Below are 23234 nucleotides of genomic sequence, written 5' to 3' on the forward strand. Positions count from 1 at the left end.
ACGTGCCTGACGGGCCAGTCGGATTGCGACCGTTACCCTGGGCGACATGCGAATCGCCCTCCTGGTCGCCGTATCTGCGCTGCTAGCGGGCTGTTCCGGCGGTACGGACGGGTCAACGGACGGCCCAGGATCCACGTCCTCCACCAGCACGACGAGCAGCCCGCGCCAACCCAGTCCGACGTCGACTCGGCTCGTGAAGCCGTCACAGGCGCCCACCGCGGCGCCGCAACGGGGCGCCTCGATCGCCGACGTCATCGGGTGGATCGAGGCCGGAACGCCGGCCGACGTCGCCGGCTATCACTCGATGACCCGCGGCGCCGACACCACCGACCTTGGTGAGGGCGTCGCGTTCACGACCGCGGGTGGGGTGACCAACTGCGTCACCAACCGCTATCGGGACGGTGCCTTGGCGTGCCTGGTGAAGCTGACGGATCCGCCACCGCGCCCCGCCGGTGTCGAATCGGCATGGAAGGCCAACTGGGTCGACTTCACGGGTACGACCGTCGACGTCGGATCGCCACACGGTGACCCGGGCCCGTTCGGTGCCGGCACCGGCTCCGAGCTACCGCCCGGTCAGACGCTGGCGTTCGGTAGCTATCGATGCCGCGCCGATGCCGCAGGCGCGTTCTGCGTCGACTACGGCCATCGAACCGCGGTTGCGTTGAGTGCTCGAGGTGTCGAGCCGTTCGGCTGTCTGAAGACGACGACGCCGCCCGCGGGCATCGGACTGCGTTTCAGCTGCTGACGACTTCCGCGTCGACCCCGTCGGTATCCGACGGACCCTTGCGAGCCTTTACCCAGTACATGACGAGATCGTCGGGAACACCGGGCGCCTTCGCCGAAAACAATTGCTTGCGAACGCGTTTGACCGTGATCCCCAAGGTCTCGAAGGCCTCGTCGGAGATCCCCGCCAGTGTCACGTTGGACACGACCAGCCCGCCCCTGGTCGCGCGATCCATCACTCGCGCCGCCACGTTGACGTCGACGCCCAGCCAATCCGACCCGATCCGCTGTGGTCGTCCGGTGTGGATGCCGGCGCGCATCATCGGCGTATAGCCGCCGACCTCAACGGTTTTCACCGCGTCCAGGGCCTGCAGCACGGCTCTGACGGCGGTGGCGGGGTCGGCGAAGACCGCCATCGACCCGTCGCCCATTCGCTTGACGATCTGCCCGCCGGCCTCCAGGAGCGGCGGCTCCGTCACCTGGGTGACCCGCCGCACCAGGGTGAGGGCGGCGTCGTCCCCGGCACGCAGCGACCAGTCCGAGAATCCGACGAGATCGGTGAACACCAGAGTCACCTCGCGGTTGGCCGGCTGGCCCGACACGCGCTCGGTCAGTGCCTGCCACACCTGAAGGCCGGCCAGGCTGACCTCGCGTGACGCGGCGTGACGGTCCAGGATGCGGTCGGCGGCACGCGCCGCCGCTCGCGGGCCACCGACACCGGCGACGGACAGCGGATCCCCGAAGTCGGGGTCACCGGGCAGTACTCGACGGGCGCGTCTGACGAAGGCGACGAGGCCGTCGTTGTGGTTGGTGCTCCTCAACCAGCGCAGTGGGCCGCCGCCGCCGCCGTCCTCCTCGTCGGACCGTTCCTCGAACGATTCGGCATCCACGTCGACCAGACTAGGTGTCGCTCTCGCGGGCAGCCGGAGGCCGGTGCGTTTCATGCAGGTTTACGTCGGCGTGGATGGACGACGCACGATCGGGTGACGAAGGCTCCGCGCCGCGGGGCCCTTGTGGACAACGTGCGTTGTCACGAATGCCTTGGGGGTGGGTCAAGGGTCCCCCACGCGACCGCCGAGGCCTTCCGGTGCACTATGTCCCTGAGGCGCACCACGTTCTCCCTCGCAGGCCTGCGCCCAGCGCGTGGTCGGCACTAGCCGGAAAGGGCTGCCTGAACACATGCTCGAATGGTCAGACGTAGACGTCGCCGTGCGCGACGCGGTCCGAGAGTTCGTCGACCGTGAGGTCCGCCCGCACGTCGACGATCTGGAGAGCGGCGACATGGCGCCGTACCCGGTCATCCGAAAGTTGTTCTCCACCTTCGGTATCGACGCGATGGCCAAGGAGTCGCTGGAGAAGCGACTGGCCTCGATGCGCGACGGCGGGGGTACCTCCTCCGGCGGCGGGTCGTCGGGCGGTGGCATGTTCGGCGGCGGCGGTGCGCAGGCCGGCATGGGGTTCGTGTTGATCAGCGAATTGTGCCGCGTCAGCATGGGTTTGGTCACCGGTGTGGGCGTCAGCCTTGGCCTGACCGTTCCGACGATCGCGTCGCGCGGCACCCTGGCGCAGCAGGAACGCTGGCTACCCGAGCTCGTCACCTACGAGAAGATCGGCGCCTGGGCCATCACCGAGCCGGACTCGGGCTCCGACGCCTTCGGTGGCATGAAGTCCTACGTGGTGCGCGACGGCGACGGGTACGTCCTCAACGGACAGAAGACGTTCATCACCAACGGTCCCGACGCCGACGTGACGGTGGTCTACGCCAAGCTGGACGAGAAGGACGGCGCCGACAAGCGCGACCGCAAGGTGCTGACGTTCGTGCTCGACAAGGGCATGGAAGGCTTCGTTCAGTCGAAGCCGTTCCGCAAGATGGGCATTCACAGCTCGCGGACCGGTGAGTTGTTCTTCGACAACGTGCGCTTGGGCCGCGATCGGTTGCTTGGCGAGACCGAGCACAACGACAAGGGCGACGGTCGCGACAGCGCCCGCTCCAACTTCTCTGCCGAACGCATCGGTGTCGCCGCGATGGCACTCGGCGTGATCGAGGAATGTCTGCGGCTGTGCGTCGACTACGCGAAGTCACGCAGGCTGTGGGGCCAGGAGATCGGCCAGTTCCAACTGATTCAGCTCAAGCTGGCGAGTATGGAGGTGGCCCGAATCAACGTGCGCAACATGCTGTTTCGGGCCATCGAAGCCGCCCAGACGGGTACGCAGATCTCGCTGCCAGAGGCCTCGGCGATGAAGTGGTACTGCTCGCAGGCGGCGACCGACGTCGCGATGGAGGCCGTTCAGGTCTTCGGCGGCAACGGTTACATGACCGAGTACCGCGTCGAGCAACTGGCCCGCGACGCCAAGTCGCTGATGATCTACGCGGGCAGCAACGAAGTCCAGATCACCCACGTGGCCCGCGGACTGCTCAGCGGCTAGCCCGCGAACTCTGATACAGGCAGATCGCAGCTGCCGCAGCGACGTTGAGGCTCTCGGCGCTTCCCGCCATCGGGATGCGCACGCGGGCGTCGGCGAGGGCGGCCACGTCGTCGGACAGCCCGTGCGCTTCGGGGCCGAACAGCCACGCCGTCGGCACCGACAGGTCGGCGTCCTCGAGGGACGTCTCGCCGTCGAGCGTCGTGGCGAGGACCCGCAGCCCGGCGGCTCTCAGCGCGTCTACCAGCTCGGCGGTGTCGGGCATCTCCAGCACCGGCACTCCGAAGATGCTGCCGGCGGAGGCCCGCAGGCACTTCGCGTTGTAGGGGTCGACTCCATCGCCGGACAGCACGAGCGCGTCGGCCCCCATCGCATCGGCCAGCCGGATCAGCGTGCCCGCATTGCCGGGATCGGCGGTGTCGACGGCGACGGCCACCAGCCGCGGCGCCGACAGCACGTCGGCCGGCAACGCCTCGGGCATCCGGCAGACCGCCACGAGCCCGACGGGAGTGACGGTGTCCGACAACGCCTTTGCGGCGCGCTCGGTGACCAGCTGAACCGGGACGTCGACCAGTAGATCACCGAACCGCTCGGCGGCCGCCTCGGTGACGAAGACCTCGTCTACGAGACCACGCCGCAACGCGGACTCGACGAGGTTGGCACCTTCGGCGAGAAAGCGTGCGGCGTGGCGGCGTCCAATCGGACGCTGCAGCTTGATTGCCGCAGCTACCCGATTGGACTTCTCGGTGAGCAGTGTCAGGCGGCTTCGCCCGACGGCGCGTTGACGTCTTCGGGCAGGGCTGCCTTGGCAACCTCGACCAGTGCGGTGAACGCTGCCTCGTCGCTGATGGCGATTTCGGAGAGGTTCTTGCGGTCGACCTCGACACCGGCCAGCTTCAAGCCCTGAATCAGCCGGTTGTAGGTGATTCCGTTGGCGCGGGCCGCGGCGTTGATGCGCGTGATCCACAGCTTGCGGAAGTCGCCCTTGCGAGCCTTGCGGTCACGGTAGGCGTAGGTCAACGAGTGGAGCTGCTGCTCCTTGGCCTTGCGGTAGAGCCGCGACCGCTGGCCGCGGTAGCCCTTGGAAGCCTTGAGTACGGTACGCCGCTTCTTGTGGGCGTTTAGTGCGCGCTTGACGCGTGCCATGGGGTGTTCCTATCTCGAGCGGGTCAGGTTGGGGCCTAGAAAGACGTGTCAGGTCAGCCGTTGAGCAGCTTGTTGATGCGCTTGGCGTCGTTCTTCGCCACCACGGCGCGGCCGTCGAGCCTGCGGGTGCGCTTGGTCGCCTTGTGCTCGAGCAGGTGTCGGCGACCTGCCTTCTGGCGCACGATCTTTCCGGTGCCGGTCTTCCGGAAGCGCTTGGAGGCGCCGCTGTGGGTCTTGGCCTTGGGCATGGAGTCCTCGGTTCTAGTGGTGGATCAGGTCGTGGATGGAGCAGCAGGTGGTGCGTCACTCGGCGGTGCCGCGACTGGCTCGGCGGGAGCCGGAGCCGCGCGCTGAGCCTGGGGTGCAGCGGCGTCGTGTGCCGCTCGTGCCTTGGTCTTGGCGCCGCGGTGAGGAGCCAGCACCATCGTCATGTTGCGACCGTCCTGCTTGGCGGACGTCTCGACGAAGCCGTAGTCGGCCACGTCGGCGCCGAGCCGTTGCAAGAGGCGGTAGCCGAGTTCGGGCCGCGACTGCTCGCGTCCGCGGAACATGATGGTCACCTTGACCTTCGACCCTGCCTCGAGGAAGCGGACGACGTGACCCTTCTTGGTCTCGTAGTCGTGGTCGTCGATCTTGGGTCGCAGCTTCTGTTCCTTGACGACGGTCTGCTGCTGGTTCTTGCGAGACTCGCGCTCCTTGAGTGCCGTCTCGTACTTGAACTTGCCGTAGTCCATGATCTTGCAGACTGGCGGCTTCGCAGCCGGAGCAACTTCGACGAGGTCGAGATCGGCATCCGCGGCGACGCGGAGTGCATCTTCGATGCGCACGATGCCTACCTGCTCACCGTTCGGTCCGATCAGACGGACTTCAGGTACACGTATGCGCTCGTTGATGCGGGTCTCAGTGCTGATGGGGCCTCCTATGTAGTCTTCGAGGAGTCCACACCATCAGCCATCCGCCCATACAGAGCGAAAAGGCCCTGTACATGACAGGGCCCGATGCCGACCGATCACGACTTGCGTCGCCTGTACGAATGCACAGAACACTCACCTCTCGGTGGGTGTGACCGGACCGTTGTACCTGGAAGGTCAACGGTGGGAGCGGGACTCCACTTGCTGTCCTGGCGTAGGCCGGGACGGTCGCACGTGCCAGTCTAACAGGCATGACCGAGGTTCCTGAACTCCCCGATTACGTCTTCCCCTCGACCTCCCCCCAGAGGCCAGAGCCGTCCGTCCGCGAGCTCGCCGAAATACCCGCCGTCGAGGTGATCACCAGGGCAGCCGTGATGATGATGAGCGCCGCCGCCGAGAAGCTGGGCCTGTCGGAGGACGACCCCGACGAATCGCCGCACCGCGACCTGGACGAGGCGCGCAGGTTGATCACGGCGCTGGCGGGGCTGGTGAAGGCGTCGGCGGAGTACCTCGGCCCGCACGCCGGACCGGTTCGCGACGGACTCAAGCAACTGCAGTTGGCGTTTCGCGAGTCCTCCGCGTTCCCCGACGAGCCCGGCCAGGGTCCGGGAGAAAAGTTCACCGGCCCCGTCTGGTAGCCACTGCCAACCATTTCGCGGGCAGAGCGAATATTGTCGCGGCCTATGACGCTGACTAGCTCGAAGCAGCATCGAACGTCGACGTTCCGATGGGTGCCCGCCGCCGCGGGATGGCTCGTCGGCATCATCGCCACGCTGTCGTTGATCGCCAGCATCTCGCCGTTGGTGCGATGGGCGATCAGGGTGCCGCGCGAGTGGGTCAACGACTACATCTTCAACTTCCCCGACACCAGCTTCGCGTGGGCGTTCGTCCTCGCCTTGCTGGCCGCGGCGCTGGCGGCCCGCAAGAGCGTCGCCTGGTGGATCCTGGTGCTCTACATGGTCGCCGCGGTCGGCTGGAACGTCGGCGACCTCTCCACGGGTCCCGAGTCGGTGATGGAGGACATCGGCGAGGTGATCGGCCTTGTGTTCCACGTCGCCGCGATCGCCTTCCTGGTGCTGGCCCGCAAGGAGTTCTGGGCCAGGGTGCGGCGCGGCGCGTTGATCAAGGCCGCGGCCACGCTGGCGGCCGGGATGGCGATCGGCATCCTCGTCGGCTGGGGCTTGCTGGAGATGTTCCCCGGTTCTCTCGAGAGTGACGAGCGCCTGCCCTACGCGGCCAACCGCGTCGTCGTGTTCGCGGGCGTGGACGCCGACGCCTTCGACGGCCACCACCCCCACGTCTTCGTCAACGCCCTGCTCGGTCTGTTCGGAGCGGTGGCGCTGATGGTGGCCGCCGTCGTCCTGTTCCAGTCGCAGCGCGCCGAGAACGCGCTCACCGGAGAGGACGAGTCCGCGATCCGCGGGATGCTCGAGCTCTGGGGCAAGAACGACTCGCTGGGATACTTCGCCACCCGTCGGGACAAGTCGGTGGTGTTCGCCCCCAACGGGCGCGCCGCGATCACCTACCGCGTCGAGGTCGGCGTGTGTCTGGCCAGCGGTGACCCCCTCGGTGATCCTCGATCGTGGCCCGCCGCGATCGGCGCCTGGTTGACGCTGTGCCAGTCCTACGGGTGGGCGCCCGGTGTGATGGGCGCGAGCGCCGCTGCCGCCCAAGCCTTTCGGGAAGGCGGCCTGAACGCACTCGAACTCGGCGACGAGGCGATTCTGTACCCGGACAGGTTCAAGCTGTCCGGCTCCGACATGAAGCCGGTCCGGCAGGCTGTCACCAGGGCCCGGCGGGCGGGTCTGACCGTGCAGATCCGCCGCCACCGCGACCTGACCCCCGAGGAGATGGCCGCCGTCATCAAGCGGGCCGACGACTGGCGCGACACCGAGACCGAGCGCGGCTTCTCGATGGCGTTGGGCCGCTTGGGTGATCCGGCCGACGGTGACTGCATGCTGGTCGAGGCGGTTACCGAGCAGGACGAGGTAGTGGCCATGCTGTCGCTGGTGCCGTGGGGCACCAACGGCGCGTCGCTTGACCTGATGCGGCGCTCCCCCCAGTCCCCCAACGGCACCAACGAGCTGATGGTCAGCGAGCTGTGCCTGCAGGGCGCGGACATCGGCATCACCCGCATCTCGCTGAACTTCGCCATGTTCCGTTCGGCGTTCGAGGAGGGCGCCCAACTCGGCGCAGGGCCGGTGGCCCGGTTGTGGCGGGCGCTGCTGGTGTTCTTCTCGCGCTGGTGGCAGCTCGAGACCCTGTACCGCTCGAACATGAAGTACATGCCCGAATGGGTGCCCCGCTTCGCGTGCTACGAGGACGCCCGCCTGATACCTCGGGTCGGTGTCGCGTCGGTCATCGCCGAGGGCTTCCTGGTGCTGCCGTTCAGCCGTCGGGCCGAACAACACACCGGCCAACACACCGGCCAACACATTTCGGCGCCGGAGACGCTGGTGCTCTCGGGCAGGCTGCATCCCGACGGCAGCGCCCCCGACACCTCCGGGCTTGGGCTCGAGGGGCCGTCCGAGGATGCCGTCCACCGCCTTCCTGAGCAAGTCCGCGTCCGGATGGCCAAGCTGAAGGCGTTGCAGGACAACGGCGTCGACGCCTACCCCGTCGGGGTGGCGCCCAGCCACACCGTCGCGCTTGCACTCGAGACCGCCGGCGAGACCGTGACGGTGTCGGGTCGGGTGCTTCGCATCCGGGACTACGGTTCGGTGTTGTTCGCCGACCTGCGCGACTGGTCGGCCGAAGTGCAACTGTTGTTCGACAACTCGCGCTTGAGTGAGGGCAGTAACGCCGACTTCACCAAGGCCATCGACCTCGGCGACCTCGTCGAGGTGACCGGGACCATGGGCGCCAGCAAGTCCGGCACCCCGTCTCTGCTCGTCGACGGGTGGCGGCTGATCGGCAAGTGCCTGCGCCCGCTGCCGGACAAGTGGAAGGGCCTCACCGACCAGGAGGCGCGGGTGCGTACCCGGTACGTCGACCTGGCCATCAACACCGAGTCCCGCGACCTCATCCGCGCTCGCAGCAACGTCCTGCACGCGATTCGAGAGACGTTGTTCGCCAAGGACTTCCTCGAAGTCGAGACGCCGATCCTGCAGCAGATCCACGGCGGCGCGAACGCGCGACCGTTCGTCACGCACATCAACGCCTACGACCTGGCGCTGTACCTTCGGATCGCACCCGAGCTCTACCTCAAACGGCTCTGCGTCGGCGGGGTGGAGCGGGTGTTCGAGCTGGGCCGCGCGTTCCGCAACGAGGGCGTGGACTTCAGTCACAACCCCGAGTTCACCCTCCTGGAGGCCTACCAGGCCCACGCCGACTACAACGTGTGGATCGACGGCTGCCGCGAGCTGATCCAGAACGCCGCACTGGCGGCGAACGGTGCCCACGTGGTCATGCGACCGCGGGAGGACGGGACGCTCGAGCCGGTCGACGTCTCCGGCGAGTGGGCCGTCAAGACCGTGCACGGCGCCGTGTCCGAGGCGCTAGGGGAACACGTGGCCCCCGACACCGACCTGGCGACGTTGCGGCGCTACGCCGATGCGGCACGGATTCCGTACCAGACCCACTGGGACGAAGGCGCCGTCGTGCTGGAGATGTACGAACACCTCGTCGAAGACCGCACCGAGGCTCCGACGTTCTACAAGGACTTCCCGACGTCGGTCTCGCCGCTGACCCGCCCGCACCGCAGCCTGCCCGGGGTGGCGGAACGGTGGGACCTGGTGGCCTGGGGCGTGGAGCTGGGCACCGCCTACAGCGAGTTGACCGACCCCGTCGAGCAACGCCGCCGACTGCAGGAGCAGTCGTTGCTTGCCGCAGGCGGCGACCCGGAGGCGATGGAGCTCGACGAGGACTTCCTTCAGGCCATGGAGTACGCGATGCCGCCGACCGGTGGACTGGGGATGGGCGTGGACCGCGTCGTCATGCTGATCACCGGACGCAGCATCCGCGAGACGCTGCCCTTCCCGTTGGCCAAGCCCCGCTAGGGGTTCACAGCCAACCGTCAGCTGCGCCGTCCACGATGACGTCGTGACATCGTGGTTGGCAGCCGGAGACTTTCGGCAACAGCACCTCTCGTTGATGCACGGCTGGTTGCCGCTGGTGATCCAAGCCGTCACCGTGGCCGTCGTCGTTGCCGCGGTCGGCTGGCGGAACCGGCGGTGGCGCCTGGTGTGGCTGCCCGCGGCGGTGACCGTCGGCGTCGGCATGGCCGCCGTGACCTACTGGTTCATCTCCTCACAGGGCATGTCGGACGACCCAGCTCCGAAGTTGCTGTGGGTTTGGATAGTGGTCACGGGGTTTGCCGCGGTGGTGTTCGTCGCAGGCTGGCGCAACGCCGGTTGGTGGCGACGGACGGCGTCGGCCGCCGGACTGCCGCTGTGCGCTCTGTGCGCGGCACTGGCCCTCAATCTCTGGGTCGGCTACTTCCCCACCGTCCAGACCGCCTTCAACCAGCTCACGGAGGGACCGCTTCCCGACCAGACCGACCAGGCGACGGTCGTGGCGATGCAGACCAAGCACGAGATGCCAGCCAAGGGTGTCGTCGTCCCGGTGAACATCGCGTCGTCGGCGTCGGGTTTCAAGCACCGCGGTGAACTGGTGTACCTCCCGCCCGCCTGGTTCGCGACCAACCCGGCACCACACCTCCCCACGCTGATGATGATCGGGGGCGAATTCAACACCCCCGGTGACTGGCTGCGGGCCGGTAATGCGATCAAGACGGTCGACGACTTCGCGGCGGCCAACGGGGGCAACGCCCCGGTCCTGGTGTTCGTCGACACCGGCGGCGCGTTCAACAACGACACCGAATGCGTCAACGGCCCGCGCGGCAACTCGGCAGACCATCTCACCAAGGACGTGGTGCCGTTCATGGAGGCCAACTACGGCGTGAGCACCAACCGCGCCAACTGGGGTCTGGTCGGCTGGTCGATGGGCGGCACCTGCGCCGTCGACCTGGCCACCATGCACCCCGACATGTTCAGTTCGTTCGAGGACATCGCGGGTGACCTGGCCCCCAACTCCGGCAACAAGCAGCAGACCGTCGACCGGCTGTTCGGCGGCAACGCCGCGGCCTACGCGGCGTTCGACCCGACCGCGGTGATCACCAAACATGGCCTCTACCAAGGGCTGTCGGGGTGGTTCGACGTCAACGGATCGGCGCCGTCGTCGGGGCCGACGGTCGTCGACGCGGTCAACGCCAACGGCACCGGCCTCGGCGGCAAGGACGCCGCGGTGCACCTCAGCGATCAAGCGGCGGCGGCCAACTCACTGTGCGCACTCGGCGTCGCCAACGGCATCACCTGCTCGGTGGTGATGCAGCCGGGCAGACACGATTGGCCGTTCGCCGACCACGCGTTCGCCGCGGCGCTCCCCTGGTTGGCCGGCCAGATCCGCACGCCGGGGGTGCCGAGGCTGGGCCTACCCGGCGCATCTCCGATGGCGTCGCACCTTCAGTAGTCGGATTCGGCGGCGACGATCTCGGCGAGGAACGCGTCGGAGCCGGGCCGGGCCAGGCGGGCCCTTGCGAAGTCCCGGATGCGACGACGCAGGGCCGCCGCCTCCGCGGTGTCGGGGCGCCCTGATCCGACGGTCACCGTCGTCGTCGACCACCCGTGGTCCCAGGCCTGGATCTCGGTCAGCTCGTCGCCGCCCCCGTTCAGCAGCGGCAGCGCAGCCGTCCCGGTGCGGTCGAGGACGCCGGTGGCGGTGACGGTGCCCGCTTGCAGTCGCACCGGGACGCCCGCGGCCGACGAGCCGTCGGCCAGCGCGACCCGCACCGTGGCGAACACCGAAGCGTCGGCGGCTTCCACGGACCAGTCGACGGTGTCGTCCGCCGCGTCGAACGTCCGTGGCGGTACGGCCAGCCAGTCCACCGACGCGACGCCGCTGGCAATCGCGCCCCTGTTCCGTTCGCCGTCCCGTCCCGCGGCCAAGGCGTAGTCCTCGCGTCGGCCGGCGTTCGTGTGGGTTGGCGTCGAGGCGAGGTCGTCAGCCCACACACCCGAATCGTCGGCCAGGTCGACGCAGGCCCGCACGACGTCGACGACGCGGGGGTCGCCGCCGAGTTCGAGGGCGCTCAGCGCGGCCCGGTGCGGCGCCAACAGCCCCTCGACGTCGGAGTCCAGCGTGTCTTCGGTGAAGAACTCCTGCGCCGAGCTGACCAGCAGGGCCAACTCCCCGTCGAGTAGCGCCGGGTCGAGGCGCACGATTCCGTCGCGGCTGCTCTCGGGCCACCACCTACGCAGCCAGTATCCGATCGCGAGGCGTCGCAGCGGTGCCAGGGCGTCGGGCAGCAGGTCGACCTCGGCCGGTTCCGCCCCCGACACGAGGGCGGCGTGGCTTTCCGGACCCACCACCCGCCACAGCCAGTCGGCGGCGGCGACGTCGGTCACCGTCACGCGGGGGTTAGCCGCGCCGTCCGGATCGTCCACCGTCCACTCCAGCACCGCGCCGCTGACTTCGAGCACCGCCACCGCGGGCACGTCGGCGACGGCCGGTCCGCCCGTCCATCCGCCCGTCCTGGCCTCGAGCTTCACGGGGCCACCTCGTACTCCTGGAGTTCCAGCATGGACTTGATGCGTTGCCGATGATCGAGGTTGACCGAACGCGCCACGCCCTCGAGCAGGGAGCGCAGGTCGTCGACGTCGCCGCAGGATTCCTGCCACACGTCGCGGCCGTGAAGGCGCGCCCAGAGCCGCCTGAGGTAGGGCTTCGCGAAGTCGGCGAGGTCGTCGACCACCTGGCGCTGGCGGGGATGCATGGGCCCGCCGTCGACCAGGTAGCGGCGGGCGTGCAGCACGTAGGCCTCCTTGCGCAACCGGGCCTGGATGTCGCCAGACAGGTCGTACCGGGTGGCGGAGTCGGCGCTGAGCGGGGCAAGGTCGACGGCGACCTCGATGCCTGCGACGAGTGCCGCCTGCTTGTCCTCGGCGAGCAAACCCCATGGCGCGCAAGCTCTGTCGACTTCCTCGGCGCACAACATCGGGATGTCGGGGAGCTCGTCGCGATCCAGCGCACGGCGCAGTGTCGCCCTGACCCTGTCGACGACGCTGCGATTCAGCGGCGGGGCGCCGTCGGCACCCGACATGACCGGTGGCGGTGGTTGCGGGGCAACGGAACTGAGGCCGACGTCCACGATGGACCACGGTAGTTCGGCGTCGGTGCGAGCCCGCGCGCCGAAGTTGTAGGGCGTCGCATCCGCGACGAGCGCGGACCACACCCGTTGTCGCGCGGCCTCGGCATTGTGGCTCGTCGCGTCGCCGAGAACCGTGGCGAGACCGGACAGGAACGGCCCGGCGATGGTGCTACCCGGCCGAACGTCGCGCCAGCTGAACTCCAGTTGGCGGCTCAGTTGGGTGACCACGGCGTCGTCGACGTAGCGATTCAGCACCTCGACGCCGGTCCGGTCGCGGTCGTCGTGAACGCCACGGAGCACCGTTTCGGCGGTCTCGCGGTCATCGGGTAGGGGTGCACCCCTGGTCACCGCGAGCTCGAAGCAGACCGGGAAGTACAGTTCCTGAGCGTTGCCCGCGGTGATGCGCAACCGTCGTCGCTCCAGCTTCAAGATCGCGAACCATGATGCTGCCCAACGCAATTGCGGTGCCACGTCCAGGATCAGCGCCCGCATCGCCGCACCGGTTTCCGCCGGCACCACCGGAGCCGAGAACTGAGGATTCGCGCGCAAGCGCAACACCAATGGATCCAGGATGCGCTTGATGGTGCGCCGCAGCGGGGCCCCGTCGGTGCCGCTGAGCACCTCGACACCCGGTCCGATTGCGCGCCATGCCTCGTCGATCACCGAGCGTCGGGGCAGCACCAGCACCTCCCTGGTGGTGACGTCGGCAGCCGTGGTCATGTGGAGAGAATAGGCGCACGCTCGGAAAACACCGCGCAAAGAAGTTGGGATCGGTAGCCGGCGCGCACCACGAGGCTGACGTCATGTCCAACGCCTTGCTCGCCGCCGCCGTGTTCCTGCTCGCCTGCACCATCGGTGCCCTCCTCTGGATACCCCTGTCCCGTGCGCTAGGCGAGCCGGTCGTGCCCAACCGGGCCCAGCGCCCCACCGAGGTCGGCATCGGCACCGTTCGCGCCGTCGACGAGCACGTCACCCTGGACGTCGAATGCGTCACCGGTCAACACTTCGTCGGCAGCCTTCGGCAGGACCCGGACGGTGCGTCACTGGGGCAGCTACAACCGGGTGTGCTGTTGCTGGTGACCTTCGACCCGGCGGAGCGGGAACACCTTTCGCTCGCCGACGACATGGTCGCGGTGCGGACCGTGTTCGACCAGATGCTGGTCCGCAAGGGCCTGGTGGCACCCGCCCAGATGGATCTGATCAGGTACGGCGTGAAGTCGCGAGGGACCGTCACCGCAATGAAGAGCACGGGCATCGCCCGTGAGGACTACCGGGAGGTCGAAGTCGACCTGATGGTTCGCAGGGCCACGGGCGGGCAGTTCCCGGCCAGGGAGACGACGCTGGTACCTGCCTCGGCGCTGACCAACGTGGCCCCGGGATGCATGGTCGACGTCTACTACCGCAGCGGCGACGAATCGTCGGTGGCCCTGTCGGTTCCACCCGCCTAGAGGATCACCGCGCGCCGTCGACCGCGAAGGTGGCCAACGCCGCCCAGTACAGCGGATTCGCGGCCGTGTCCCCGGAACGCCAGCGCCGCAGACACTCCCGCTGCCACTCGTTCACCGCATGACCCGCCCGGTCGGTGCCCTGGGCGGCGTCGACCGCCACGATCAACTCGCCCATCGGATCGGTGTCCCCGCCGGTGAACCGTCGATACCCCGCCGTCGTCGGCAGAGACCACAGCGTGGCCGTCACCAGTTGAGCCCCGCACAGGACCATCGCCGCGACCAGTCCCGTCGCCTCGTCGAACCGATAGTCCCCGCCTGACGCGCACGCGATGAGGGCCACCCGAGGAGGAATCGGCATCCGCCGCGACATGATCGCCGCAGCGGTCAGCGGATGTTCTTCCGCCAGGTGCAGGGACGCCTGATCGGCCCGCCCCGACCGGTCCTCGGCGGCGCTGGCGTGACCGACGTAGAGCAAGCGGCCTGGCATCTCGGCCAGCATCGTGGCGAGCCAGTCCCGGTCGGCGTCGGTGCGGCGGAACAGTTCGGTCGGGGCGGAGACCGCGGGCAGGACGCGCTGAGCGGCGACGTCGTCCGAGAAGTGGCGCGCCAAGAGAGTGTCCGGTGCCGGGCGACCCAGAACTGAGCCCAGTGCCGAATCGGGGCGCTGCCCGGGAACGCGCGGATCGAGAATCACCAAGGGCGACCGATCCCTGCGATCACCCCACGTGGTGCGCGGACGTGGGGCGTTGACGATGTTCGGCGGAATGGCCATCAACAGGTCGACCAGTTCCACCAGGCGCCGACCGTCGTCGGCGTCGTCGTCGGCGGGAACCGCGAGCGAACCCCATGGCACGCGCCCCAATCGGGCGCTCGGCGAGATGAACAGCACCGCGCCGGCTGCACCGTCGAGTAGCAGGTTCCACGCCTGCTCCGACAGCAGCGCCGACCCGAGTCGCCTGGCGAGCTCCCCTTCGGTGTCGGCGGCGGCGAACGGTCCGGTCGTCAGGGCCCGTTCAAGCGCGTCGGTCAGGGACTCCCCCGGTGTCGGCTCCGGCAGGGCCGCGGCAAGGTCGTCGAGCCCGTCGCGGATCTGAGCGGATTGGATCACCCAGGTCACGGTGCGCGACGGGTCCGCCACGATCCGGAGACTGGCGTAGGTGGCCACTCCGACGTCGGCGAACCGCAGGATCAGGGTCGTCTCCGCTATGGCCATGTCTCCCAAACTGATTCGGCTGCGGTGACGCATTGGCCATAGCGTTCGAACGCCAGCAGTCGGTAGTGGTCGAGCACGGGTCCGGTCATGGGATCCATCCGCAGTGGCGGCAACGGACCCAGCCGGGTGAGCCCGGTGCCGTCGGTGATCGGCGGGCCCGCGGCCACCAGTGCGAGCTCGTCGACGTCGGTGATCGGGGCGGCGGCCGTGGAAACGCTCGACCACTCCAGCGCCGCAGCGTCGGACACGTCGGCGCTGAACGTGCCACGCGCACTGTGGTATTCGACCAGTTGGCTGACCAGGTCGGTGTTCTCCCACTCCAGCGCGACGGCAAACGCGCCAGCCAGCAGCGGCGCCGACACGCACGTCGCCCATTGCGCCCTGGCCTCGGCGTCGGCGACCGAGTACCGGACCGAGTCGACCGCGAGCGACGCAGGCACCTTGAGTTCCGCGGCGCGCTCCAACTTCTGCATCGCAGCACGGTGTCGGTCGGTGCCCGGTTCTGCTCTGGTCGAACCGGCGCCCGCCTGGTACCTCGCTTCGGCGGTCTCCCAGTCATCGTCCGGGCGGCCTGCTCCGTCGAGGCCGAGATCGGCCAGCGCCTCGGCCCGCCAGATGTTGCCGAGGTGATCGTCGAGGCGGGCGTACGCCAGCCAGCTGCTGCGGGGCGAGGAGTCGAGACAGGCCCGCGCCTGCGTCACCATCTCGACCGCCTCGGAGTACCGGCCGCGGAAGATGGCGATCCAGCTGCGCTGCAGAAGGATCCGATGAATGTGCAGGGGCTTTCCCAGCTCGCGCCAGTGTCGCTCGGAGTGCTCCCAGCATTCGTCGGCGACCTTGAGCCCACCCGCCGACAACCTGGTCAGGCCGAAGAACAGCCAGCACCGGGACACGTCGTTGGCCCTGGCGTAGTTGGCGATCACGGGGTACGCCTCGTACATCCGTGCCTCTGTGCTGACACGGTCGCCAGCCGACCAGCTCGCCGCACCGCGTTCCAATCGTGCTCGCGCTGTGGCAAGTTCCCACCCGCGGGCCGCGGCCCGGGCCTCGACCCGACGCAACCAGGGTTCGGCCTCGTCGAGACGGCCGGTCTCGATGCAGAATCTGGCGTACCCGATGCCGCCGAGGACGCGCAGATTGTCGGCCGATTCACCGCTTTCCGTCGACGAGTCGAGGTGTCGTATCACCTTGTCCCACAACGGTACCGATCGCACGTGCAGATCGTCGTCGCACAACCCCTCGGCGCAGACGATCCGCGCGTAGGTCAGCAGATAGGCGTGTTCGACTGCCAGATCGGAGAATTCGTCGTCGCGGTCCTCGAGCGCGGCGAGTGCGACAGCGGCTCCCTCGTGGTCTCCGATCGCCGCGGCGAGCCCGGTTTCGAGAAAGCCGGCCCGGCGCCCGTACCGACGACTTAGATGGCGCATCTCGGTGGTCGTGAAAATCGACTTCTCGACCACCTCCGCGGTGGCGGTTCCCGCCAGGATCGACGCGTAGACCGCCAGGCACGCCCGGATGCGCAGCGCGCCTTCGCGGACACCGTCGTATGCCGTCCTGACCAGGTAGAGCTCACCGAGCTGGGCGAGGGTCTCCATCATCCAGTCGTCGCGGTCAGCCTCTTCGATCCGGGGCATGAGGGACAGCAACAGCTCCTTGGCTGCCGTCTCGTCGCTGGCGAGGGCGAGGTGGCGCGCCCGCTCCAGCTCTCCGGGGATCGACACCGGTGCATCATAAGTCGCGGCGGAGCCGAGGACTGGAAGTCGGAAGTGGCGAAAGCGGCGGACGTGCGATGCACGTCCGCCGCGTCCCCCGGGGCGACCTATCAGTTGCAGGTCACCTTGATCTCGAACTTCTTCGTGATCATCCCCGCCATCGGGTTCTTCATGTCGGCGCCCTGCGCCTCACCGGTGATGGTGTACGTGCTGCCGTCGACGGCGACGTCCGCCGAGCCGCTCTTCATGCCGCCCATCTGGGCGACGGCGAGCGCGCTGCCGTCGACGACCAAGCCGAGGGACTCGACGGCGGGCGGCGTCGCATCCGACATCACGACCGCCACGCCCTGCTGGCCGCCGACCGCACCGCTGGCGACGTTGATCTTGCCGCCGGCCTTGACGCAGGTGACGGTGCTGGTGTCCAGGCCGGCGAGATCCTGGCCCTCGACCTTGACCTCGGTGTTGCCGCTGGTGCTGACCTGGGTGCTGCTTCCACTCGCGGCGGGTGAGCTCGAGCCGGGCGTCGTGCCCTTGTCGTCGGAGCAGCCGACCAAGACCAATGCCGCTGCCGCGATGCCGATACCCGCCGTCACGATGTTCTTCATGGGTGTTTCCCTTCAAGTCCGCAACGCCGGGGATGGCGTCGTCGTGAGATGAGTACACGCGGGCCGAAGCGCTACCGATCCCAACAATTGCGCGCATCTGAGCGGCACCCTCGTCGATCGTCGATGTCAGACCCCCTCCGTATGATCGTGGTATGTCCTCGCCTGCAACATCTTTGAGCTCGAAGGAGCGCTTGGACGTGTTGTTCTCCGAGATGGAGGAGTTGGCGGGGCAGCGCAATGCGATCGACAGCCGGTTGGTGGAGATCTCCGCCGAAATCGAGGGTGACGGGATCTGGGGTGCCACCGGCTGCCGGTCGGTGCCGGCGTTGGTGGCCTGGAAGTTGGGTGTGAGCCCGCATAATGCGGAGACGATCGTGACCGCGGCGCGGCGGCTGGAGGAGTTTCCGCGGTGTGCGGCGATGATGCGCGAGGGTCAGCTGTCATTGGACCAGGTGGCGGTCATTGCCGAGCGGGCCGGGGCGGGGTCTGACGCGCACTACGCCCAGCTGGCCTCCGTCGCCACGGTGACCCAGCTACGGTCCGCGATCAAGTTGGAGCCGCGGCCCACGCCGGACCGGAAGCCGGAGCCGGAGCGGTCGGTCCGCAAGACCGTCGGCGAAACGCATACGACGTACCGGATCACGCTGCCGAAGCTCGAGGCTGCGAAGTTTGACGCGGCCATGGATTCTCATCGTGATGCGTTGGTGGCGGAGTGGAAGCGTGACCACGCTGGCGACGACGACGGTGACGATGGCGATGTCGGCGAGGTGTACGGCGGGGCCCGGCACGGGGAGAATCCCGAGGGTCCGTCGGTGCAGGTGCCGCCGTTTCCGAACGCTGCGGATGCGTTGATGAGTTTGGTGGAGGCCGGGTGGGACGCCGATGTGGCGCGTCGCCCGCATGGTCAGCACACCACCGTGGTCGTGCATCTGGACGTCGAGAACCGCAATGCTGCTCTTCATTTGGGGTCGTTCCTGTCGGAGGATGATCGCCGGTATTTGATGTGTGAGGCGGACTGCGAGGTGTGGTTGGAGCGCCATGGTCAGGTGATCGGCTCCGGGCGGGCGACCCGCCAGATCAGCCGCCGCCTGCGCCGCGCGTTGGAACACCGCGACCGCTGCTGCGTGGTCCCCGGCTGCGGGGCGACCCGCGGACTACACGCCCACCACATCAAGCATTGGGAGGACGGCGGAGCCACCGAACTCGACAACCTGGTCCTGCTGTGTCCTTATCACCACCGCCTGCATCACAGTGGGGGCATCACGATCACCGGTCCCGCTCAGAACCTGGTCGTGACCGACGCCGACGGCAAGACCCTCCACCCGGGATCGCTGGCCCGCCCACCGACTCAACCCCGACCATCGGTGAAGCCATGTCGCGGCCCGTTGGGGGAACGCGCCGAATGGTGGTGGTACACACCATTCGAACCACAGCCGCCACCGCTAGCCGACTAGGCGCGCACTCCCCTCCCTGACGCACGGCCAGCGGTACGGTGGCAGCGTGGGAGACCCCGAGGAGATCGTCGACGCCGAAATCGTGCCCGACCCGCCTGCCCCGACACCGCAGGAGCCTGCCCCGACACCGGAGGCGACCGGCTACACCCCAGGTGGTGTGCCGACCTTCGAATCGGTCCGAGAGAAGATCGAAACCCGGTACGGAACCGCCGTCGGGTCCTCCGAATTGGCGTCGGAGACGCCCGAGGGGCGTGAGGTCGAGGAACAGTACGAGGCAAGGCAGCGCGCCGCCCACGATCGGCTCGAACAGATCAGAGCGTCGATGCGGAACGAGCCGGATCGGACCTGACGCGGTGCGTTCCTTCACCGTCGAGGAACGTCGGACCCGGCTGGCTCGGCGACACTTCCTGGCCGAGCCCACCGACCGATCGGTCGCAGACGTCGCGAAGTCGTTCGTCGGTCTACACGCCACCGACCCGGCCACGCCGTACCTCTCACTGTGGGCGCGCCGCACCAACTTTCGCGTCGCCGATCTCGACTCGGCGCTGTACGTCGACCGGGCGGTGGTGAAGCACCTCGCCATGAGGCGCACGCTGTGGGTCTTCGACACCGCCGACCTGCCGGCCGTGCAGGCCGCGGCGAGCAATCGCGTCGCCGCCACCGAGCGCAGGAAGCTGATCGCCGACGTGGTCAAGGCCGGGATCGCCGTCGACGGCGAGGCATGGTTGGCGGACGCGTCGGCGGCGGTCACCGCCCATCTGGCCGAGCACGGTCAGGCCACCGCCCGCGAGCTTCGCGCCGCACTTCCCCAACTGGCAGGCGACTACGACCCCGCCCCCGGCAAGAGCTGGGGTGGACCCGGTCCGATATCGCCACGCGTGCTGACGGTTATGGGCGTCGAAGGGCATCTGTTCCGCGGCCCCAACGAGGGCAGCTGGACGACGTCGCGCCCCAAGTGGACCTCCGCCGCGCGGTGGGCCGGCGAGGTCGCGCAGCGTGAGCCCGACGCCGCGCGGGTAGCCCTGATCGGCACGTGGCTGAGGGCGTTCGGGCCGGGGACGGTCGAGGACGTCAGGTGGTTCTTCGGTCACACCCTTGGCTGGACGCGCGACGGCCTGCGTGACGTCGGTGCCGTCGAAGTCGACATGGACGGCGTTCCCGGCTGGGTACTGCCCGACGACCTCGAGCCCGAGCCACCCTGCGAACGGTGGTGCGCACTGCTGCCCGGCCTCGACGTCACGACGATGGGCTGGAAGCAGCGAGATTGGTATCTCGGACCCCACCAGGCGCAGGTGTTCGACCGCAACGGCAACGGCGGGCCGACCGCGTGGTGCGACGGCCGGATCGTCGGCTGCTGGACACAGGACGCCGACGGCCGAGTCGCCGTGCACCTCGTCGAAGACGTCGACGCCGAGGCGTCGATGGCCTTGGCGCGCAAGGCAGACGAGCTCACCGACTGGCTCGACGGGGTTCGGATCGCCGCACGGTTCCCGTCGCCCCTGTCGAAGTCGTCGGCTAAGCGCTGACCTTGCGCCGCTTCTTCACGGGTGCCCGTGCCGGTGCCGGCAACAACTCGGCGAGGAACTGACCGGTGTAGCTTTCCGCGACCGCGGCCACGTCCTCCGGGGTGCCCTCGGCGACGACCGTGCCGCCACCGCCACCACCCTCGGGACCCATGTCGACGATCCAGTCCGAGGTCTTGATGACGTCGAGGTTGTGCTCGATGACGATCACGGTGTTGCCCTTGTCGACCAGACCGTTGATCACCTTGAGCAGCTTGCGGATGTCCTCGAAGTGCAGGCCCGTGGTGGGTTCGTCGAGCACGTAGACGGTGCGACCCGTGGACCGCTTCTGAAGTTCGGCCGCCAGCTTCACGCGCTGCGCCTCACCGCCGGACAGGGTCGGCGCCGGCTGACCCAGCCGCACGTAACCCAAGCCGACGTCGACCAGGGTCTTCAGGTAGCGGTAGATCGACGTGATCGGCTCGAAGAAGTCGGTGGCCTCCTCGATCGACATGTCGAGCACCTCGGAGATGGTCTTGCCCTTGTAGTGCACCTCGAGGGTTTCGCGGTTGTACCTGGCGCCGTGGCAGACCTCGCAGGGCACGTACACGTCGGGGAGGAAGTTCATCTCGATCTTGATGGTGCCGTCACCCGAGCACGCCTCGCAGCGACCGCCCTTGACGTTGAACGAGAACCGTCCGGGCTGGTAGCCGCGCACCTTGGCCTCGGTGGTGGCGGCGAACAGCGTGCGGATCTTGTCGAACACGCCGGTGTAGGTCGCCGGGTTGGACCGTGGGGTCCGACCGATCGGTGACTGGTCCACGCGGACCAGCTTGTCCAGCTGATCCACGCCGTTGATGCGCTGGTGCCGGCCCGGTACCTGGCGGGCACCGTTGAGCTTGTTGGCCAGCACCGACGCCAGGATGTCGTTGACCAAGGTGGACTTGCCCGATCCGGAGACGCCGGTGACCGAGGTCAGCACGCCGAGCGGGAAGGACACGTCGATCTCGCGCAGGTTGTTCTCCCGCGCGCCGACCACCGTCAGCTGACGCTTGCGGTCGATGGGCCGACGAATTGCCGGCACCTCGATGCTTTCCTTGCCGGAAAGGTATGCGCCGGTGATGGATTCGGGATTGGTCAACAGGTCGGCGTAGGTGCCGCTGTGCACGATGTGACCACCGTGCTCCCCCGCCGCCGGACCGATGTCGACGACCCAGTCGGCGTGGGCGATGGTGTCGAGGTCGTGCTCGACGACGATCAGAGTGTTGCCGAGGTCCCGCAGCCGAACCAGCGTGTCGATCAGTCGCCGGTTGTCCCGTTGGTGCAGACCGATGGACGGTTCGTCGAGGACGTACAGCACGCCGGCGAGGCCGGAGCCGATCTGCGTGGCGAGTCGAATGCGTTGCGCCTCACCGCCGGACAGCGTGCCCGCGGCCCGGGACAAGGTCAGGTAGTCGAGGCCGACGTCGAGGAGGAAGCCCAGCCGGGACTGAACTTCCTTGAGGACCTGCCCGGCGATGGCGTGTTCACGGACGCCAAGGGTCAAGGCGTTGAGGAACTTCGAACAGTCGGCAATCGACAGCTCACACACCTGCGCGATGGACTTTGCGTCGTCCGCGGCCGCCAGCGTGACGGCCAGGATCTCGGGCTTGAGCCGGGTGCCCTCGCAGACCGGGCATGGCACGTCGCGCATGAAGCCGTCGTAGCGTTCCTTCATCTGCTCGGATTCGGTCTGCTCCATCCGGCGGTGGAGGAACGCCATCACGCCTTCGAAGTCGGCGTAATAGGAGCGGGTGCGGCCGTAGCGGTTCTTGTACCGCACGTGCACCTGCTCGTCGCAGCCCTCGAGGATCGACTTGCGCGCCTTGGCAGGAAGCTTGCGCCACGGGGTGTCGACGTCGAAGCCCAATGCCTCGCCGAGGCCTTCCAACATGCGGGTGAAGTAGTCGGCGTTGTGCCCCATCGACCATGGTGCGATCGCGCCCTCGGCCAGCGTCAGGTCGGGGTCGGGCACCACCAGTTCGGGGTCGACCTCCTTGCGGATGCCGAGGCCCGCACACTCGGGGCACGCGCCGTACGGGGAGTTGAACGAGAACGACCGCGGTTCGAGATCATCGACGGCTAGGGCGTGCCCGTTGGGGCAGGCCAGCTTCTCGGAGAACCGCTGCTCGCGGGGAAGATCGGTGTCCTCGGCGCGGTCATCAGGGAACTCCAGCACGAGGATTCCGTCGGCCAAGCCCAGCGCCGTCTCCACCGAATCGGTGAGTCGCTGCTTGGAGCTGGCCTTCACGCTGAGGCGGTCGACGACCACCTCGATGTCGTGCTTCTCCTGCTTCTTGAGCTTCGGCGGATCGGTCAGGGTGTGGACGACGCCGTCGACGCGGACGCGGCTGTAGCCCTGCGAGTTGAGCTTTTCGAACAGGTCGACGAACTCGCCCTTGCGCGTACGGACCACCGGGGCCAGCACTTGGAACCGGATGCCCTCCTCCATCGCCAGCACCTGGTCGACGATCTGCTGCGGCGTCTGCCGGGCGATGCGCTCCCCGCAGACCGGGCAGTGCGCCGTGCCGGCGCGGGCGTAGAGCAGCCGCAGGTAGTCGTACACCTCGGTGATGGTGCCGACGGTCGAGCGCGGGTTGCGGTTGGTCGACTTCTGGTCGATCGACACCGCCGGGGACAAGCCCTCGATGAAGTCGACGTCGGGCTTGTCCATCTGCCCGAGGAACTGCCGGGCATACGCGGACAACGATTCGACGTAGCGGCGCTGTCCCTCGGCGAAGATCGTGTCGAACGCCAACGACGACTTGCCCGAACCGGACAACCCGGTGAAGACGATCAACGCGTCGCGCGGCAGGTCGACGTCGACGTTTCGCAGGTTGTGCTCGCGCGCACCCTTGACTATCAGGCGGTCAGCCAACTGATATCTCTCCTGGTCTGATGGTGCTCTCC

Annotated in this window: 20 protein-coding genes; 9 read left to right on the forward strand and 11 right to left on the reverse strand. The window is 68.1% G+C overall.

What is annotated here, in order from left to right; all coding sequences use genetic code 11:
* Positions 1 to 193: 193 nt before the first annotated feature.
* Entirely contained in the window at positions 194 to 745 is a 552-nt protein-coding gene (locus ASD37_RS02605) for a hypothetical protein (RefSeq protein ID WP_370072156.1), read from the forward strand.
* Here the strand turns inward: ASD37_RS02605 and ASD37_RS02610 are convergent.
* Positions 735 to 1613 carry an adenylate/guanylate cyclase domain-containing protein gene (locus tag ASD37_RS02610; RefSeq protein ID WP_056547659.1) on the reverse strand — a complete coding sequence of 293 codons (879 nt, stop codon included), beginning with the start codon at positions 1611 to 1613 and terminating at the stop codon, positions 735 to 737. The two genes, ASD37_RS02605 and ASD37_RS02610, sit on opposite strands and share 11 nt — an antisense overlap.
* A 289-nt stretch (positions 1614 to 1902) precedes the next feature.
* Between ASD37_RS02610 and ASD37_RS02615 the strand changes: the two genes are divergently transcribed.
* Positions 1903 to 3150 carry an acyl-CoA dehydrogenase family protein gene (locus ASD37_RS02615; RefSeq protein WP_056547662.1) on the forward strand — a complete coding sequence of 416 codons (1248 nt, stop codon included), beginning with the start codon at positions 1903 to 1905 and terminating at the stop codon, positions 3148 to 3150.
* On the opposite strand, the gene ASD37_RS02620 is transcribed toward ASD37_RS02615, so the two are convergent.
* The 4 genes from ASD37_RS02620 to infC are packed head-to-tail and all read right to left on the reverse strand — an operon-like array spanning position 3140 to position 5204.
* Complete coding sequence (locus ASD37_RS02620) at positions 3140 to 3901, reverse strand: RNA methyltransferase (RefSeq protein ID WP_056549710.1); 762 nt, start codon at positions 3899 to 3901, stop codon at positions 3140 to 3142. The genes ASD37_RS02615 and ASD37_RS02620 overlap by 11 nt on opposite strands.
* A 2-nt stretch (positions 3902 to 3903) precedes the next feature.
* A complete protein-coding gene (gene rplT / locus ASD37_RS02625; protein ID WP_056547667.1) occupies positions 3904 to 4293 on the reverse strand; it encodes a 50S ribosomal protein L20 in 390 nt (129 codons plus the stop codon).
* A 53-nt stretch (positions 4294 to 4346) separates the two neighbouring features.
* Complete coding sequence (gene rpmI, locus ASD37_RS02630) at positions 4347 to 4541, reverse strand: 50S ribosomal protein L35 (protein ID WP_056547671.1); 195 nt, start codon at positions 4539 to 4541, stop codon at positions 4347 to 4349.
* A 24-nt stretch (positions 4542 to 4565) separates the two neighbouring features.
* A complete protein-coding gene (gene infC, locus ASD37_RS02635) occupies positions 4566 to 5204 on the reverse strand; it encodes a translation initiation factor IF-3 (RefSeq protein ID WP_162253230.1) in 639 nt (212 codons plus the stop codon).
* A 251-nt stretch (positions 5205 to 5455) separates the two neighbouring features.
* Here infC and ASD37_RS02640 point away from each other — a divergent pair, with 251 nt between their 5' ends.
* From ASD37_RS02640 to ASD37_RS02650, 3 genes are all read left to right on the forward strand, one after another.
* Positions 5456 to 5842: a DUF1844 domain-containing protein gene (locus ASD37_RS02640; RefSeq protein ID WP_056547678.1), complete on the forward strand. Its 387-nt coding sequence runs from the start codon at positions 5456 to 5458 to the stop codon at positions 5840 to 5842.
* A gap of 45 nt (positions 5843 to 5887) precedes the next feature.
* Positions 5888 to 9202, forward strand: coding sequence for a bifunctional lysylphosphatidylglycerol synthetase/lysine--tRNA ligase LysX (gene lysX / locus ASD37_RS02645; RefSeq protein WP_056547681.1), 3315 nt, complete (start codon positions 5888 to 5890; stop codon positions 9200 to 9202).
* 94 nt (positions 9203 to 9296) lie between these two features.
* Complete coding sequence (locus ASD37_RS02650; RefSeq protein WP_056549712.1) at positions 9297 to 10673, forward strand: alpha/beta hydrolase family protein; 1377 nt, start codon at positions 9297 to 9299, stop codon at positions 10671 to 10673.
* Here ASD37_RS02650 and ASD37_RS02655 read toward each other — a convergent pair.
* On the reverse strand, positions 10667 to 11752 hold the full coding sequence (locus ASD37_RS02655) for a hypothetical protein (protein WP_056547684.1): 1086 nt from the start codon (positions 11750 to 11752) through the stop codon (positions 10667 to 10669). The two genes, ASD37_RS02650 and ASD37_RS02655, sit on opposite strands and share 7 nt — an antisense overlap.
* Positions 11749 to 13071, reverse strand: a complete 1323-nt coding sequence (locus tag ASD37_RS02660) for a hypothetical protein (protein WP_056547688.1) — start codon at positions 13069 to 13071, stop codon at positions 11749 to 11751. The genes ASD37_RS02655 and ASD37_RS02660 overlap by 4 nt, the downstream gene beginning before the upstream one ends.
* An 83-nt stretch (positions 13072 to 13154) precedes the next feature.
* Between ASD37_RS02660 and ASD37_RS02665 the strand changes: the two genes are divergently transcribed.
* Positions 13155 to 13799, forward strand: a complete 645-nt coding sequence (locus tag ASD37_RS02665) for a hypothetical protein (RefSeq protein ID WP_056547691.1) — start codon at positions 13155 to 13157, stop codon at positions 13797 to 13799.
* Positions 13800 to 13803: 4 nt separating this feature from the next.
* On the opposite strand, the gene ASD37_RS02670 is transcribed toward ASD37_RS02665, so the two are convergent.
* The 3 genes from ASD37_RS02670 to ASD37_RS02680 all read right to left on the reverse strand — a co-directional run bounded on the left by ASD37_RS02670 (position 13804) and on the right by ASD37_RS02680 (position 17329).
* Entirely contained in the window at positions 13804 to 15021 is a 1218-nt protein-coding gene (locus ASD37_RS02670; protein WP_056549714.1) for a CHAT domain-containing protein, read from the reverse strand.
* Positions 15003 to 16733, reverse strand: coding sequence for a hypothetical protein (locus tag ASD37_RS02675; protein WP_056547693.1), 1731 nt, complete (start codon positions 16731 to 16733; stop codon positions 15003 to 15005). Before ASD37_RS02675 ends, ASD37_RS02670 begins: the two co-directional genes overlap by 19 nt.
* Before the next feature lie 101 nt (positions 16734 to 16834).
* Positions 16835 to 17329, reverse strand: coding sequence for a lipoprotein LpqH (locus ASD37_RS02680; RefSeq protein ID WP_056547696.1), 495 nt, complete (start codon positions 17327 to 17329; stop codon positions 16835 to 16837).
* A 152-nt stretch (positions 17330 to 17481) separates the two neighbouring features.
* Here ASD37_RS02680 and ASD37_RS02685 point away from each other — a divergent pair, with 152 nt between their 5' ends.
* The 3 genes from ASD37_RS02685 (at position 17482) to ASD37_RS02695 (ending at position 20309) form a co-directional block, all read left to right on the forward strand.
* On the forward strand, positions 17482 to 18783 hold the full coding sequence (locus tag ASD37_RS02685) for an HNH endonuclease signature motif containing protein (protein ID WP_056547699.1): 1302 nt from the start codon (positions 17482 to 17484) through the stop codon (positions 18781 to 18783).
* Between the two features lie 82 nt (positions 18784 to 18865).
* Complete coding sequence (locus tag ASD37_RS02690) at positions 18866 to 19132, forward strand: PspA/IM30 family protein (RefSeq protein WP_056549716.1); 267 nt, start codon at positions 18866 to 18868, stop codon at positions 19130 to 19132.
* 4 nt (positions 19133 to 19136) lie between these two features.
* A complete protein-coding gene (locus ASD37_RS02695; protein ID WP_056547702.1) occupies positions 19137 to 20309 on the forward strand; it encodes a winged helix DNA-binding domain-containing protein in 1173 nt (390 codons plus the stop codon).
* Here ASD37_RS02695 and uvrA read toward each other — a convergent pair.
* Positions 20299 to 23202: an excinuclease ABC subunit UvrA gene (uvrA, locus tag ASD37_RS02700; protein ID WP_056547706.1), complete on the reverse strand. Its 2904-nt coding sequence runs from the start codon at positions 23200 to 23202 to the stop codon at positions 20299 to 20301. The two genes, ASD37_RS02695 and uvrA, sit on opposite strands and share 11 nt — an antisense overlap.
* Between the last annotated feature and the right edge of the window lie 32 nt (positions 23203 to 23234).

The organism is Mycobacterium sp. Root135 (genome assembly GCF_001426545.1).
In the GTDB taxonomy this organism is placed as follows: Bacteria; Actinomycetota; Actinomycetes; order Mycobacteriales; family Mycobacteriaceae; genus Mycobacterium.